A 16,538-nucleotide genomic window follows, 5' to 3' on the forward strand; every position below is an offset into this window, starting at 1 on the left:
TGATTTATTTTGAATTCCTAGGGTGCGCATCCTGATAGACCTGCTTTAACTTTGCTATACTATTGTGTGTATAGACCTGTGTCGCAGCCAGACTGGTATGCCCTAGTAGTTCTTTGACCGCTGTTAGATCAGCACCTTCATTCAACAGGTGGGTTGCGAAGGAATGCCGAAGAATATGCGGACTTCTTTTTACTTTCACTGAGGTCTTACTAAAATAATTATTTATCACGCGATACACAAGTGTTTCGTAGACTTTTACCCCTTTTTCTGTAAGAAACAAATAAGCATCATCCACAATATCAGGAAGTTGTTGTCGTTCTCGAAGATAACGCTCGATGGTTTCCGCTACGGAAGGAAGCAAAGGTATCAATCGCTCTTTATTCCGTTTTCCTAACACTTTGATCGTTCGATTTTCCAGAGAAATAGCGCTTCGTTTCAAATGTACCAGTTCGGCCCGTCGCATCCCGGAAGCATAAAACAGCTCGACCATCAGCTTGTTCCGGGTGCCCTCAAACCCTTCTTCCTCATTTAGCAAGGCTATTACAGCTTCAATCTCTTGTTGTGAAAAGGGTATTTGAACTTTTTTTTTGGTTTTTAATGCCTTATGCTGAAGCAGTGGATTGACATCCATTTGCTTGGTCTTCAGCAAAAACTTAAAATACGCTTGCAGCGATGATATTTTACGATTAACGCTTCGGTTGGAAACTCCCGCCTCGACCAACTGCACCATCCATTGGCGAATGATCGAATACGATACTTCATTGAGGTTTTCATACCCGTATTCTTCCGAAGCAAAGGCGGCAAACTCAGAAAGATCTTTGAGGTAGGCCGTAAGGGTATGTTTACTGTATTTTTTCTCTAGTGAAAGGTATTCATGGAAGTCGGTATAGGACATAAAAAAACCGTTGGTATGTAAAGATACAAAACCAACGGTTAGTATATGATATCAAAACAAACGTTTAGATCTCTTCCTGATCACGTAAGGTCTGAATATATTTTGCTTTTTCCACTTCCTTTCTGCGCTTTACAGATGGTTTCGTGAACTGCTGGCGACTGCGCAACTGGCGCATGGTCCCGGTACGGTCAAATTTACGCTTGAAACGCTTCAGGGCTCTGTCGATATTTTCTCCGTCTTTAACTGGTATAATTAACATAGTGTCATCACCTCCTCTCTTTTGGGACGGCAAAGATACAAACTTAAAATCAATAAAATAACGACAGTGTATAAAAAATTACTCTTTGAACAACGTAGCGCGTCGCGTGAGGTCCTGAATTAACTTCTCTTCTTCTTCACTTTCCAACAACACATTGTAATTCTTCCAGAAGCGTTCGTTGTAGGGCCGACTCGAAAAAATGTCTGCTGACCAGTCTTGTTGACGTGTTTTCATGACTTGTGTTGAATCACTAATAATTTCCGTAAACAAGATCTCTTGTACCGTATAATAAAACTGCTCTTCTCGCGCATTCTTTACAGCCCGCTCGTCTTTAGGTTGGTCTGAAGAACGATCACCAACCTTGACTAGCTTGGGCGTTTCGTAATAAATATAACTCGGATACATTTTATCGTTATACTCACGATACGTCATAACCAACTTATGATTCACCAGAGTGTCGAACAAACTTTTGCTTCTGCTGCGCTGTGCCTTCGAGGCAGCGATGAGTTCATACTCTACCTTCTTAATGGCGAAGTTGTCCCAGTAAATATACATCCAACCCTGGGCTTCAAATCCTTCGTTATAGACACCGGGGGTGTTCAGGCCAATGTAATCTTCGCTTTTAGATATTTTTATTTTATACAATTTACGATCGTTTTCCACTAAGATAGTATCTAAGGTAAACTGATGGGTTTTCAGCACATCTTTTCCCAATAGCGCGCGTGACGCATTTGCGTTTCGCACCAAATTCAACTTACCTTTGAAAAGACGATCGAGTCCGTTGATACGGCGGTCGTTCCATCGAATAGCTTCCACGAGGGAAGCGGTTTCTATGGTATCCCGGTCTAATTTCTTCGAACGCAAATCCAGATCGTTTCCGCGGTATTTCAGATAAGCGGAATACGAAAACAAGCTATCGACATCACGCAAGTCATAACTCTTTCTGATTTCATCTACATTAACCTTTAGGTTGTCTTCGGCGCCAGAGGCATAGCTGGAATCATAGAGTGTCAAGGCACTTTCAATGAGCCATTTGAACTGCCGTTTGTTCCGCTCCTTATGTCGTAAGAATCCTTTTTGAAGATACGGTTCCTCTGGCAGGTTGTCGGGCAACTCCTCTATGGCGCGCAATACAATTTCGTTACCGGTTTTAGGGCGCGTTTCGGCCACCACCAACACTTCATCTAAGGAGGCTATGTCTTCTTCCAGAAAAATATCCATGCTCTCTTCAAACGCACCCACTGTGGTCTTAAAACTCTTATACCCAATGGAGGAAATAATCAAGGTATCGTTTTCAAGCGTTCGCGGAACCGTCAAGGAAAAATTCCCGTCGGCATTACTAATCGTACCGATCGTCGTGTTTTTTACGTATACACTGGCGTTTTCAATGGGCATATAGGTAAGAAAATCGACTACCTTACTTTTCAATTCGATTTGCGCTTGCGCGGCAACGCTTGCACCGACAAAAAACAAGATCAGGAGAAAACGGGAAAGGTGATTGGGGTTCATGGTTGTTACGTTTTAGGAAGTTAGGTGGCCGGTTTGTACTCCTTGCCGTCAATGACCATTTTCGCAATGATTTCCCGCAAGATCTCTGAGGTGCCCCCACCAATAGGCCCTAGCCTGCTATCACGCAGTAAACGCGCCATAGGATACTCTTCCATATACCCGTAACCGCCCAATAACTGCAAACAATCGTAAGCAACCTCATCGGCTACTTTGGTTGAGATTAGTTTCGACATGGTAGCCTCCTTCACGACGTAATTTCCTTCCTTCATTTGTTGTGCCACCGCGTAATTAAAGGTTTTGCACACTTCGGTTTCGGCGCTCATTTGTGCTACTTTATGACGCAAGGCTTGAAACTTGTCGATCGTTTTACCAAAGGCACTGCGTTCTTTCATATAGCCAATAGCGTATTCAATGGCCCATTCGCTTCGAGCATGGGCATTGATACCCATGATCAATCGTTCTAGCGCGAAGTGTTGCATGATATACGCGAACCCTTGGTTTTCTTCCCCCATTAGGTTTTCCACTGGGATCTTTACATTATCAAAGGCAATTTCACCGGTGTCGCTAGCGCGCCATCCTAGCTTATCTAATTTTGTCGACGTAATTCCGTCGGCCTCCCGATCTACTACAAAAATGCTGATGCCTTTATTGCCGAGCTCGGGCTTGGTTTTCGCCGCCACGATCAGATAGTCGCTGTAAACTCCGTTGGTGATAAACGTCTTGGAGCCATTCAAAATATAATGATCTCCTTCCTTCACAGCCGTAGAACGCATGCCGCTTACATCGCTACCGCCAAAGGGCTCGGTAATGCACAAACACCCAATCATCTCTCCAGAGATACTCGGACTCAAATATTTTTTCTTTTGTTTCTCATTACCTTCCTTATTCAAATGTGTCATTGCCAGATACGCGTGTGCCCACATGGCGGCTGCGAAGCCTCCACTATTGATTTTTTGAAGTTCTTCTAAGAAGATCACCATGTAAAAGATATCCAAATCTAGTCCTCCATAGGTTTCAGGATATGAAATTCCGAAGTAGCCCATCTCCCCCATCTTTTTCCAAACGGAACGATCGATAGTTCCGGTTTCTTCCCAGGTTTCAATATGGGGCACTACTTCTTTCTTTAAGAAATCTTGAAAACTCTTTCTGAAAAATTCGTGCTCTTCGGTAAAATAAGTACTATTCATAGCTATTCTTTGGGATTATGTCGTCGCTGCGGACGATTATTCAACAGACAAATATAATTGAAATACCCTTAATTGTCGGGCGGTCAAGCCTTCAATTTTATCCAACTCGGATAGGTCGCTAATCTCCTCACGCAGCTTACGGAACTCCCATACCGTTTTGGCCGTTTCAAACGAAATACCTGGTAAGGTGGCAAGGTCGGAAGCAGAAGCTGTATTGATATTTATCTTCGGAAGGGGTTTGGGGTCTTTCACCGTAAAACGCCTCAACACGTTGTTCACAACAGTATCATTCAATCCCCAGACCAGATACAATTGCCGCTCATCCGAAAATCCGCCAAGGCGTTCGCGAAATTCAATAATTCGTTTGCTAAAGGCAGGACCTATTCCGTACACTTCTTGTAACTGTGCTGTCGTCGCGCTGTTCAGGTCCAAACGTTGATGTACCGGAATTTCAGTAGTATGATATTTTTTTACGGAAGTACGCCGCCGTTGGTTTACCCATTCAGGAAACTTGAAATAAGGTCGCAAAGTTTCTAGCAATGAGTCGGAAACTCCTGTCACCATCTGGAAATCGGATGCCGAATGAATCCATTTATCTTGCTTTCGGAACGCTTGCAGCCGATCCCAGGCTTCTGGTGACACGCCTAACACATACGCCCGGTAATCGGTCATGAAGTTCGGGTTGAACGGATAGATTTTTGGCGCCTTCTCTTTCTGTGCGACCCAACGTAGTGAATCTAATTCCTGTAGGGCTCGTTGTATTTCCGGCGACTCCGTTGTTAGAATGGGTTCCGACTCAAAGGAAGCGAAGGCCAGAAAGACCATGAGTCCTATTAGGAGTACCACCAAAAACAACATCCCACGCTGCTGTCCTCTGGGGAGCAGCATGTGGGATGAAGGTTTCATATGTTTATCTTGTTTTAGAGGTGTTTGTTGACATCGTCGGCGCCATCGCTAATCGCATCGGCTTTCTTCCGGATGGCATTCATATACTTGTTCAATTCCTTTCGCACGATAGGCGTCAATAGAATTACCCCGATAATATTAGGAACTACCATCGCAAATATCATAGCGTCCGAGAAGTCAATTACAGATCCTAAACTAATGGATGCACCGATGATCACAAAAATCAGGAACAATACTTTGTACACCATATCGGTCACTCGTCCACGACCAAAAAGGTATTTCCATCCCTGCATTCCGTAGTAAGACCAGGATATCATGGTGGAGAAGGCAAACAGGATTACCGCTACGGTCAAAATAATAGAGAAATGTGGAATCACCGTATCGAATGCCGAGGCTGTAATTTCAACACCTTCGGTTATCGGGGTTCCGTATTCTAAGAACCCTGCGTCGTAATTGGTAATGATGATGACCAGCGCCGTCATCGTACAAATAACAACGGTATCTACAAACGGTTCAAGCAAGGCAACAATTCCTTCGGAAGCAGGGTATTTGGTACGCACTGCAGAGTGTGCAATAGCCGCCGATCCAACTCCGGCTTCGTTGGAGAAGGCTCCCCTACGAATACCTTGAATCATCACGCCAATAAGTCCCCCCGCAATTCCAAGTCCGGAAAACGCACCTTCAAAGATCAATCCAAAGGCGTCATCGATAGCCGTATAGTTGGCACCTAAAATGATAAGCGCTGCCAACACGTAGATTCCCGCCATGAAGGGTACAATCTTTTCAGTAACCGAAGCAATACGCTTAATTCCTCCAATGATAACAACAGCTACAAGTACGGCCATCACAATTCCGAAGTACATCCCCGCATTGTCGTTTTGAAAGTCGAATAATTCTACAAACTGGGCAGCCGCCTGATTGGCCTGGAACATATTTCCACCACCAAACGACCCTCCTATCACGAAGATAGCAAAGAGTATCGCGAGCACTTTCCCTAGTCCGCCTGCACCTTTTTCTCCCAATCCTTTTTTCAAATAGTACATAGGTCCGCCATACACCGTTCCATCTTCACCTACATCGCGATATTTAACCCCGAGTGTACATTCTGCGAACTTCGAAGCCATTCCCAAAAGTCCCGCAACGATCATCCAGAAGGTTGCTCCCGGGCCTCCAATAGACAAGGCCACCGCCACTCCGGCAATATTCCCTAACCCAACGGTAGCCGATAAGGCTGCCGTGAGCGCCTGAAAGTGGGATACTTCACCATCGGCGCTATCATCGCGAATGGTTTCAATAATATTTTCCCCTTCGTTGGGGGTTTGATCTCCGTAGAGCGTATCTACACCGTGTTTTTCAATGTCTTCATATTTTCCCTGAACCACCTTAATAGCCGTCAAAAACCCGGTAAAGTTGATCAGCTTAAAGTAAATGGTAAAGTATAGCGCACCTCCTATGAGAACGATAAGTACCCATGGAATTTGAAACTCTTCAGAAAAAGGAATTTCATAAAAGATCGCCTCTACGAACCAACCGGTGTAATCGCTAAAAACGGCGTCAATTTTTTCTGAGGTAGAAACCTCTTGTGCAAATGTCAGTAAGGGAGAAAGTAATGCTACAAGTGAGAGAAGAAATTTCTTCATAGAATGTTTCAGTTTTGGAATTGGTTATCAAGGAAGGCAAGATGCAAAAAATAGTGGGCGTTTTCAAATTTTACCCGTTAAAAATTTAACATTTTGTTAAACATTGTATTGCATCTTCAAATTCTTTATTTGATTGGGACGTCCAATTAAAATAAGCTTCGAATCCTTTCGAACTATCAACGACGGCTCGGGATTAACTATATAATTTCCATCAGGTGATTTATACCCGATAATAGAACATCCGGTTTTTTTGCGAACATCCAAATCTTGAATCGCCATCTCCTTTCCGTGCGGGCACATTTTTTCAAAGGGTATTTGTTCTACATTGATACTGTCCTGCACGCCGGATACCGAAAGATTGTCTAAGAATTCCACCAGGTCGGGCGTAACGACTAAGTTAGCCATATGGTCTCCCCCAATTTTATCGGGCAAGATCACATTATCGGCTCCAGCCAGTTTCAGCTTTTGAAAACTGGTATCTTCCGTGGCCCGGCTAATGATCTTTAGTTTTGGATTGATTTGTCGTGCCGAAAGCACAATAAAAAGGTTATCGGCATCGCTGGGAAGCGCACAAATAAGGGAGTCTGCACGTTCGATACCGGCTTCCTTTAAGACGTCGTCTTCGATGGCGTTCCCTACCACAAAGAGTAAATCGTTATCGTCATCGCTGCGATCGGCCAAATCTTCGTCCATTTCGATGATTACGAAGTCCTTTTTGTAATCCTGAAGTTTTTGAACGGCTTGTTTACCATTGCGTCCATAGCCACATACCACTACATGCTGGCGTAAGGAATCGATCTTTTCTTTCACTTTTTTGCGTTTAAAGTTTCCAATTTCATTTTTGCTCAAGACGTATTCTGTAATAACCTTGATGGCGTAACCCACAATAAAGATACTCGTTATGATCAAAATAGAGGTAAAGATCTTATCGGCGGTGCTTAAGGGCTGTACTTCCTTAAATCCAACGGTGGTCACCGTTATGATGGTCATGTAAATAGCATCGATCCACGAATATCCAGACAGCCATTTGAAGCCCATGGATCCCGCCAAAAAGACCAGTAACAATAGCGCAATGGCGCCCGTAATGCGTGATCGAAAGATTCGTTTCATAGATCAAAAACCGAAGTTCGTTTGGTGTAGATAAGATCTTTTAAACGCAGCCAAAAGGCCAAGGTAAGATACACCGCGAAACCCACACCTAGCGTTGCAAAAGAAACATAAATAAAAAACAGACGAACATTCTTCGCGCGCATCCCCAGACGTTCTGCGAGGCGAGAACACACGTAATAGCCGCGTTTTTCCCAATAATGCCGAATGCGATATACCATGGTAAGCATACTGCAAAGTACTATTTTTTATGCAGTAATCAATGCGTTTCCTACCGCACAGTCCAGACATCTTTTTTTATCGCAATAGCGCGTTTTTAATTGTAGTAGCGCCTGACTTTCAACAGCGGTTCCGGCCTTCTTCCGAAGCTGCGCAAAGCGCTGTACCACACTATTTTTTTCGGGGGAAAGCTCTTCAAGAAATGAGAGGAGCGCGTCTCCCGCTTCATTCCCAAAACGTTGTTGATAACAGAACCGCAGGGGGGCTATCGTATTGATCAATAGTAAGGAACGGAAGGATATGGACGTCACCTTTTTCCGAGGCTTGGACGACGTTCCAAATTGATAGTGTGTATCCCAATATTCACTTGCTGTCGCAAGCAGAAGTTTTATGGCTTCGGAAGGAGTTGTTGCCTCCATAAGTTCAGCAAACAGCCTGCCTTTTCGAGTGTATAAATCGGCTAATTGGGCCAATCGAAGAGTTGGAAAATTGGCCGGGCGCAATCGAAAGAATTGAGGAGTAATAATCCCTTCCGAAGTGATTCTGAATTTTCGTTTTTGGTAGGTATACGCTTCCGACAGCGCGACTACATAAGGATCTTCGGAAGGCAACGCTAATAATCCCGACTGCCCAAAAAATAACGCCTCTAATTCAAAAGAAGAAACCGCACATTTCTGAAGCACCGAAAAAGGTATCGACCTTGCGATGGATTGAAAGGCAGCGCCATTTAAATTTAACCCGAAGTTGGCGCACAGCATTTGAAACAACACCGCTTCCCAGTGGTTGTGATGTGTTTTGAGCTGTGCTTCGATGCGCTTGGATTTTTCTTCCATTCGCTCCAGGAATAATCGTTCTAACCATGCTTTCCAGCGTACAGATGCCACGGTGGGTAACATTTCTTCACAGGGAATCCAACGACGTGGCTCCTCCAATAAATCGAGGTATTTTCTTAGGATGGAGGGGTTAACAAAATCAGTGAGCACTACCGTAGGGATCACCGAATTGTCTTCACGAAAAATTTCGACATCATGCTCCCATACCACATGCAATATGACAGTGTCGTAAGCGGCATCTTGTTGGTGTTGATGCTGGTACCAATACGAGCTTTTCACGTGAATTTCTACGGTGCCAGCCCACAGCGTCTCACCCAAGCGGAGGTGCGCGTTGAAAAAATCGGGGCCGGCCTGCTGATTGTGAATTCCGGGATAGATCACTTGCAGCGAAATTCCTTCTGAAGTACACAACCGGGACGTTTCAAATTTTTGGTATTTCCATAAAAAATGAAGGAACTCTTCTGGTATTCTCATAGGTTCGAAACGGGGAGTCGTTTCACGAAACAAGTAACCTAAACCGATTCACCGGATCCCGAAGGGTCTTCTGTAATAGTATCGGTAAACAAAATACGATTCCACTTATGCAAGCGGCGTGACAGCGACACGTAGCGAACAATTCCAACCATAAGAAATATCACACACACTACTAAGGCCACATATCCCAACCACTGAATTTGCTTAAATTCCTCTAATTGCAATAACGCCAATCCCCCCAAAAGTAAATATAAGGAAGCTCGAATATAGGCCAAAAGAGTACGTTCATTGGCAAGTTTGGTACGTTCTAAAGCCAAGATCTCACGCGTATTTACCGGCACCGGTTTGGTGCGCAAATACTTAAAGAGTTTTTTCGCTTGACGTTTCATTCATTTAAAAGTACAAAAAATCCCGCCGAGGCGGGATGCTATTTTTTTAAAGTGAACTGATGATATCGTGTTTTGTGATAATATGATATTTGTCATCCCCTAAATGCACCAAGACCGCATTGTTTTCTTTGTGGATCAATTTGCTCACCTCTTCAATGGAGGTGGATTTTTCCACAATAGGAAACGGCTCATGCATTACTTCTTTGATGGGAAGGTCTGCAACATTCTTATCGGCTAAATAGCGTCGTAGCAAATCGGTTTCGTCCAACGCTCCAACGATACCATTAGTATCTTCCACAGGAATTTGAGAGATCTTATATTTCTTCATCCGCTCGATGGCATGGGAAACTAATTCACCAACCTTCACCGTAACAAGTGGTTTGTCTTTATGATTGTTGATCAAATCTTCGGCATGTACAACCTTGTCTTCAATAAATCCGCGCTCTCGCATCCAGTCGTCGTTGAACATCTTCCCGACGTATCGACTTCCATGATCATGAAATAAAACCACCACCACATCGTCTTCAGAAAAATGCTCCTTTAATTGTAACACACCTTTGATGGCCGCTCCGGCGGAATTCCCTAAGAACATTCCTTCTTCTTTGGAGAGCTTTTGTGTGTAGATGGCCGCATCTTTATCGGTTACTTTCGTAAATCCATCAATAATATCGAAATTTACATTGGCCGGTAGGATGTCTTCGCCAATTCCTTCAGTGATGTACGAATAGATTTCGTTCTCATCAAACTCACCAGTTTCGTGGTATTTTTTAAAAACACTTCCATAGGTATCGACACCCCAAACCTTTACGTTCGGGTTTTGTTCTTTTAAATACTTCCCTACGCCGCTGATGGTACCTCCGGTACCTACTCCCACTACAAAATGGGTGACTTTTCCTTCGGTCTGCTTCCAGATCTCGGGACCGGTACTTTCGTAATGCGCCTTGGTATTGCTAGGGTTGTCATACTGGTTCACGTACCAGCTGTTGGGTGTTTCTTCGGCTAGTCGTTTGGACACCGAGTAATACGAACGCGGATCATCCGGTTCTACATCGGTTGGGCACACCACCACTTTACTTCCCACAGCTCGAAGGATGTCCATTTTTTCCTTACTTTGCTTATCGCTCATCACGCACACCAATTTGTATCCTTTTACGATCGCTGCGAGCGCGAGACCCATTCCGGTATTTCCAGAGGTCCCTTCAATAATGGTACCCCCAGGTTTTAGTCGGCCATCCGCTTCTGCATCTTCGATCATTTGCAGCGCCATTCGGTCTTTCACCGAATTTCCGGGATTAAAGGTTTCGTATTTAGCCAACACCAAACAAGGTAATTCTTTGGTAAGGGCATTCATTTTCACCAAAGGAGTATTTCCTATGGTTCCTAAGATATTTTCAGCGTATTCCATTCTGTAAATTTGCGGGCGCAAAGATACCGCTATTTCCTATGGTCTGCAAGTTCAAGAAGTGCAATTAACCTTTCCGTAGAGCGATCAACCTACTCGAAACGAATGGCTTTCACAGGAGATATTTTTGAAATGATAAACGAGGGTATCAGCAACATCAGCAAGCACAACACGAAGGTGCCCGCATTGAGCAGCAAGACATAACTCACATCCAAATAAACCGGAGCTTCGGTTACGTAATAAGTATCAGGATCGAGCGGAAAGAACTTTCCGTATTTCTGAAGAAGTAATAAACCGATACCAATTACATTTCCCCAGAACAGCCCAACTCCAATAAGATACATGGCATTGTACAAAAACACTTTCCGAATACTCCAGTCGGAACTGCCCAAAGCCTTTAAGATTCCGATCATTTGAGTACGTTCCAAGATAAGGACTAACAAGGCGGTGATCATGTTGATTCCTGCCACCAGAATCATTATACCGATAATGAGCGCGATGTTGAAGTCGAAAAGATCGAGCCATTCAAAAATCGAATAGTATTTATCCCGGATGGTTTGCATATCGAGGTCGCTTCCCGTCTCGTTATATACCTTCATACCAATTTCGCCCACGCGGTCAAAATCATCCACCAGCAATTCGAAGGCCCCAATTTGGTCATCCTCCCATCGGTTCAACAATTGAATATGCCGCAAGTCTCCAATCACAAATTGCTCATCAAATTCTTGGAATCCGCTGCTATAGATCCCTACAATATCAAAGCCACGACTGCGTATCTTATTCGAAGATTCTTCATCAAAAAAATGCGTTGTTATGCGATCTCCCAATTGCAGTTGAAGTCGGTTTGCCAGATAAGACGACAGTAATACCTCGTTCGAAATCGCTCCGGAATAGTCCGGCAGCGTTCCTTCCACCAAAAAGTCTTCAAAAGCATCCCAGTGATAGTCTGTGGCCACTCCTTTCAAGACAATGCCTTCGAAGTCGGTTTCTGTTCTGATGACGCCTCCTTTAAGTGCCATCACCTGAATGTGTGTTACTTCCGGTACGGCGGTGAAGTCGGGATAAAAATCTTGCTCCCTGGAAATCGGAATTTGCGAATCGTTCGAAAAATTGGTGTCGTAATTTGAAATGATGATGTCTCCTTGAAAGGCCGAAACCTTTTCCCGAATCTTTTTTTGTAAGCCCACTCCCGTCGCTATAGAAATCAGCATCATAATCAACCCTAACGCAATTGCGACGATCGCAATTTTTATAATTGGGGCTGAAACGCTACTTTTATATTCCTTGGCTGCAATGATGCGCCGGGCGATAAAATATTCGAAATTCACTAGGCTGTTTATGCACGTTACGTCACTCAAAAATACATTATTAATTCTAGTTCTCGGCATCTGTTTTTCCTGCGGAAGTCAGAATAAGGAGGCTTCTGAAAATTCACAAGATCCTGAAAACGCTTCTGAAATTCCTTCGGAAACTTCCGAATCCACCCAGCAGCTCATTCTTGGCGCCGATCAACCTGAAGCGTACCTGCCCCTGTTGCGCGGGAAAGCGGTGGCGCTCGTGGCCAACCCAACTTCACAAAAAACGGTAGCAACCGAACCGAACGGGAAGGGAATTCACTTGGTAGATTTTTTCCTTTCGAAAGACATTGCATTGAAAACCGTTTTCGCACCCGAACACGGTTTTCGTGGAACCGCTGATGCCGGCGAGCATGTAAAAGACGGCATAGACACCAAAACGGGCCTGCCTATCTTTTCACTTCATGGCAAGAACAAGAAGCCAACTCCAGACCAACTCAATGGAATTGACATTGTGGTCTTCGACATTCAAGATGTGGGGGTTCGGTTCTACACCTATATCTCTACCCTTCATTATGTAATGGAAGCATGCGCTGAAGCGAACATCCCGGTGGTAGTACTCGACAGACCCAATCCTAATGGCCACTATGTAGACGGCCCTATGATGGAGCCCCAGCACACCAACTTTTTGGGAATGCATCCCGTTCCCCTGGTCCATGGAATGACGATTGGAGAATATGCAACAATGATCAATGGTGAGGGTTGGTTGGCCAATAATAACAAAGTGAATCTTACGGTAATTGCTATGGAGGGCTATACTCATGATAAGGTGTATTCCCTTCCTATCAAGCCCTCTCCAAATTTGCCTAATGACACCGCCATTACGCTCTATCCCAGCCTCGGACTACTGGAAGGAACCACGGTAAATGCCGGTCGTGGCACCGATATGCAATTTCAGGTTTTCGGGGCGCCCGAATTACCCAAGGCGCAATATCCATTTGAGTACACCCCGCAACCGAATGAAGGGGCGAAATATCCCAAGCAGCAAGGCAAGAAGTGCCACGGAATTGATCTTCGGAATACCGAACGAATGAATAGAGTAGATCTTTCATGGATCATCGAAGCGTATCGATCGCATGCTGCGCCTAAAAGCTTTTTCAATACCAAAAATTTTACCGCCCACGCCGGAACGGAACTCCTTCAGAAACAGATTGAAGACGGACTTACTTTTCGGGAAATACGCAAGACCTGGCTAAAAGATTTAGAAGCTTTTAAAAAAGTAAGAGAACGTTACTTATTGTATCCGTAGCCTACGAAATTCGCTCGCGCAACGATTCTACTATGGTAAAAGCAGCCGGGCAAATCGCCACATTTTTTAGGGTAAGATGCGATATCTGCTGAAATTTTTTTCGATCGGTATGTGGAAATTCACGACACGCTTTTGGGCGTACTTCGTAGATACTGCAGTAGTTATCTGCGCCCAGAAATGGACAGGGCACCGATTGCAGCACATAATCGTTCTCTTCATCAAGCCGTAAATATTGTTCGATAAACTGACTGGGTTTGAGTCGGAAGGCTTTTGCAATACGTTCAATATCTCGATCGGTGAATAACGGTCCCGTCGTTTTACAGCAATTAGCACACAACAAACAATCGGTTCTTTCAAACGTTTCCGTATGTAATTCTTGCATCAGGGTATCCAAATGCTTCGGAGGGTTCTTCTTGAGTTTCCGAAAAAACTTCTTGTGAACCGGCCGTTTTTCAGCAGCGCGTTGTGGTAATTGTTCGAGTATCGATTTCATGCTCATAAATAATACTTCCGCAAAGAAACAAAAAAGGAATGGGTGCGTTTTCAATACGACGCCATAATTACGACGTACGCCTAGAGTTTACTATATTTACAAAAAAATTGACGATGACATTTCCCAAATTCCTGCTCCTGATGCTATCCGCAGCAGTACTTATTACTTCCTGTAAGGACGATGATAATAATGATACGCCGCCACAGGAAGATCCAACCGCAGAAAATAAAAAAGCCCTAGGGGAATCTGCAGAAGACCTATTAGCTAATGAAACCTATGACAGGATGGTCGTAGAGTTTGTTTATTCGGAAGGGTTCCGCCCTATGCAAGAAACCATCGATGGATTTCAAACCTTTTTGCAAAACCGACTCAACAAACCAGGCGGGGTGGTATTCGTGGAAACCGTCATCGACCCACCTCCTGGAGCCCCTTATAATAGTACCGAAATTCGTGAGATCGAAGAAGCGAACCGAACTCAGTTTACGACCGATGACACCATCGCGGTGTATGTTTTCTTTTCGGACGGAAGTTCGTTTGGTGATAGCAGTAACTCGGTGACCTTAGGCACCGCCTATCGTAACACGTCTATGGTGGTCTATGAAAAAACGCTGCGCGATATTAGTAGTTCAACCACCCTACCCGTGTTGGAGGCAACTACCTTGCATCATGAAATGGGACACATCCTGGGACTTGTGAATATTTCCGAAGACGATATCCATACCGAACACGAAGATGAGTTTAGAGCGAAGCATTGCTTCGTCGAAGAATGTTTGATGTATTTTGACGCCTCTGGTCTCACTAAAAGTGAGGTAGCACGCTTTCTAGAGCGCCGCGCACAGGCACCTAATTTTGATCCGTTGTGTATCGAGGATCTTCAGGCTAAGGGTGGAAAATAATTATTCCTGCAAAGAGCCTTCCGCTTCAACTTCATAGACTTTCTCCCCGTTGATGAAGGTGGCCAACACCTTTATCTTTGGAATGCTATCTACAGGAATTTCCATGATGTCGCGATCAAGCACCACAAAATCAGCTACTTTTCCGGTTTCAATCGTTCCCTTTTGGTTCTCCTCGAAATTAGAGTACGCTGCCCACTGGGTCATTCCACGGAGCGTCTGCTCTCGTGTTAGGGCATCTTGCATCTGAAAACCATCTTCCGGGTACTGCTCGAGATCTTTTCGCGCTACAGCGGCGTAAAAGGTGTACATAGGATTGACCTGTTCTACCGGGAAATCGGTTCCCAAGACAAGCTTTCCCGCGGCCTCCAATAAGGTTTTATAGGCATAGGCTCCCGACATACGTTCGGTACCTAGTCGATCTTCGGCCCAGTACATATCACTGGTAGCATGCGTAGGTTGTACCGAAGGAATGATGTTTCCGGAGAAATCCTCAAAATTCTCGGGTGAGATCACTTGAGCGTGCTCAACCTTCCATCGCGCGTCTTGTTGATTGGCCAAGGCATTTTTATAGACTCGCAACACAGAAACATTCGCAGAGTCGCCAATAGCGTGTGTATTCATCTGGAAACCCGCCGCTTCTATTCGGTCGGCTAAGACTTGCAATGAGTCTTCCCTGGTGATCATCGCCCCGTAATGGCCCGACAGATCTGAGTACGGCGCCCGCAAGGCAGCACCTCTGGAGCCTAACGCACCATCTCCGTAGACTTTTACACTGCGCACGGTTAAGCGTTCGGTAATGTACGGACCTTGCGCTAAGTAGTGATCCAGGTTTTCGGGGGTATTACTTACCATGGCATAGACGCGTAGTTTCATGGCACCAGATTGTTGCAAACTATCGATCAATTCAATAATACTTCTGTCGAGTCCGGCATCATTTACCGTAGTTAACCCAAGGGCTATACAATTCGCTTCAGCGTCCTTCAAGGCGTTTATGTTATAGACGGTATCGGACCGGGGTATGATGTTTCGAACTAGGGCCATCGGACTGTCAATCAGGATACCAGAGGGCTCCCCATTTTCCATCACTACTTCACCGCCATCCACTATTGTTTCCGAAGTGATACCCGCTTGTTCTAAAACTATCGAATTTACCCATAAGGCATGTCCATCAACACGCGTTAGGGCTACCGGGGTATTGGGAAACAACGAATCTAAGATTGTCTTGGTAGGATAGTTCTGTTCCTCCCAATCATTTTGATCCCAGCCTCGCCCTAAAATAAAGTCGGTTTTCTTCTCTTTCTGAAAGGCCACAACGCGATCTAACACTTCCTCCAGGCTCTGAGTGCCCGTAAGATCAACCTGCTGTTTGGTAACCCCTAAATTATAGAGATGTGCGTGAGCATCAATAAGGCCGGGAACGATGGACATTCCTTGGGCGTCATACGTTTCGGCAATAGCATATTTTAGTTCCAATTCAGGTTTGATACCTATCTCCAGAATCTTTCCATCGCGTACAACAAAAGCATCTGCAAGATCGAACGCTTCATTGACAGTATAAACACGTGCGTTCTTCACGAGTAAGTCGGCAGACTGCTTTTCAGGAACACAAGAAAACAGCAAGAGGGACACAAATACGAAGGAGAAAAATTTCATAAGCGTTGGTTTCAGATGCTAAAAATAAAAAACATCTGTCGGTGACAGATGTTTCTTGATAAAAATTCTTAC

16 protein-coding genes are annotated in these 16,538 nt (G+C 44.6%); 2 read left to right on the forward strand and 14 right to left on the reverse strand.

What is annotated here, in order from left to right:
* Positions 1-4: 4 nt before the first annotated feature.
* The 12 genes from PO830_RS13330 to PO830_RS13385 all read right to left on the reverse strand — a co-directional run bounded on the left by PO830_RS13330 (position 5) and on the right by PO830_RS13385 (position 12,148).
* Positions 5-895: a tyrosine-type recombinase/integrase gene (locus PO830_RS13330; RefSeq protein WP_272854071.1), complete on the reverse strand. Its 891-nt coding sequence runs from the start codon at positions 893-895 to the stop codon at positions 5-7.
* A 64-nt stretch (positions 896-959) separates the two neighbouring features.
* A complete protein-coding gene (rpsU, locus tag PO830_RS13335) occupies positions 960-1,154 on the reverse strand; it encodes a 30S ribosomal protein S21 (protein WP_272854072.1) in 195 nt (64 codons plus the stop codon).
* A gap of 78 nt (positions 1,155-1,232) precedes the next feature.
* The gene (locus PO830_RS13340; RefSeq protein ID WP_272854073.1) at positions 1,233-2,663 is read right to left on the reverse strand and encodes a carboxypeptidase-like regulatory domain-containing protein; all 1,431 of its coding nucleotides are present in this window, start codon (positions 2,661-2,663) and stop codon (positions 1,233-1,235) included.
* Positions 2,664-2,683: 20 nt separating this feature from the next.
* On the reverse strand, positions 2,684-3,850 hold the full coding sequence (locus PO830_RS13345) for an acyl-CoA dehydrogenase family protein (protein ID WP_272854074.1): 1,167 nt from the start codon (positions 3,848-3,850) through the stop codon (positions 2,684-2,686).
* 36 nt (positions 3,851-3,886) lie between these two features.
* Positions 3,887-4,756, reverse strand: coding sequence for a ComEA family DNA-binding protein (locus PO830_RS13350; RefSeq protein WP_272854075.1), 870 nt, complete (start codon positions 4,754-4,756; stop codon positions 3,887-3,889).
* Between the two features lie 14 nt (positions 4,757-4,770).
* The gene (locus PO830_RS13355) at positions 4,771-6,396 is read right to left on the reverse strand and encodes an alanine/glycine:cation symporter family protein (RefSeq protein ID WP_272854076.1); all 1,626 of its coding nucleotides are present in this window, start codon (positions 6,394-6,396) and stop codon (positions 4,771-4,773) included.
* 96 nt (positions 6,397-6,492) lie between these two features.
* A complete protein-coding gene (locus PO830_RS13360) occupies positions 6,493-7,506 on the reverse strand; it encodes a potassium channel family protein (RefSeq protein ID WP_272854077.1) in 1,014 nt (337 codons plus the stop codon).
* Positions 7,503-7,733: a PspC domain-containing protein gene (locus tag PO830_RS13365; protein WP_272854078.1), complete on the reverse strand. Its 231-nt coding sequence runs from the start codon at positions 7,731-7,733 to the stop codon at positions 7,503-7,505. The genes PO830_RS13360 and PO830_RS13365 overlap by 4 nt, the downstream gene beginning before the upstream one ends.
* An 18-nt stretch (positions 7,734-7,751) precedes the next feature.
* Positions 7,752-9,029: a DUF2851 family protein gene (locus PO830_RS13370; protein ID WP_272854079.1), complete on the reverse strand. Its 1,278-nt coding sequence runs from the start codon at positions 9,027-9,029 to the stop codon at positions 7,752-7,754.
* Positions 9,030-9,067: 38 nt separating this feature from the next.
* Positions 9,068-9,418, reverse strand: a complete 351-nt coding sequence (locus PO830_RS13375; protein ID WP_272854080.1) for a DUF202 domain-containing protein — start codon at positions 9,416-9,418, stop codon at positions 9,068-9,070.
* Positions 9,419-9,464: 46 nt separating this feature from the next.
* Positions 9,465-10,823, reverse strand: a complete 1,359-nt coding sequence (locus PO830_RS13380; protein ID WP_272854081.1) for a pyridoxal-phosphate dependent enzyme — start codon at positions 10,821-10,823, stop codon at positions 9,465-9,467.
* Positions 10,824-10,912: 89 nt separating this feature from the next.
* Complete coding sequence (locus PO830_RS13385; RefSeq protein ID WP_272854082.1) at positions 10,913-12,148, reverse strand: ABC transporter permease; 1,236 nt, start codon at positions 12,146-12,148, stop codon at positions 10,913-10,915.
* A gap of 10 nt (positions 12,149-12,158) precedes the next feature.
* On the opposite strand from PO830_RS13385, the gene PO830_RS13390 reads away from it, so the two are divergent.
* Entirely contained in the window at positions 12,159-13,424 is a 1,266-nt protein-coding gene (locus PO830_RS13390; protein WP_272854083.1) for an exo-beta-N-acetylmuramidase NamZ family protein, read from the forward strand.
* Position 13,425: 1 nt separating this feature from the next.
* On the opposite strand, the gene PO830_RS13395 is transcribed toward PO830_RS13390, so the two are convergent.
* On the reverse strand, positions 13,426-13,917 hold the full coding sequence (locus tag PO830_RS13395) for a YkgJ family cysteine cluster protein (protein ID WP_272854084.1): 492 nt from the start codon (positions 13,915-13,917) through the stop codon (positions 13,426-13,428).
* A gap of 113 nt (positions 13,918-14,030) precedes the next feature.
* Here PO830_RS13395 and PO830_RS13400 point away from each other — a divergent pair, with 113 nt between their 5' ends.
* Positions 14,031-14,813 carry a membrane metalloprotease gene (locus tag PO830_RS13400; protein ID WP_272854085.1) on the forward strand — a complete coding sequence of 261 codons (783 nt, stop codon included), beginning with the start codon at positions 14,031-14,033 and terminating at the stop codon, positions 14,811-14,813.
* Here PO830_RS13400 and PO830_RS13405 read toward each other — a convergent pair whose 3' ends face one another.
* Entirely contained in the window at positions 14,814-16,466 is a 1,653-nt protein-coding gene (locus tag PO830_RS13405) for an amidohydrolase (RefSeq protein WP_272854086.1), read from the reverse strand.
* Between the last annotated feature and the right edge of the window lie 72 nt (positions 16,467-16,538).

Source organism: Altibacter sp. HG106 (assembly GCF_028561755.1).
In the GTDB taxonomy this organism is placed as follows: domain Bacteria; phylum Bacteroidota; class Bacteroidia; order Flavobacteriales; family Flavobacteriaceae; genus DFVG01.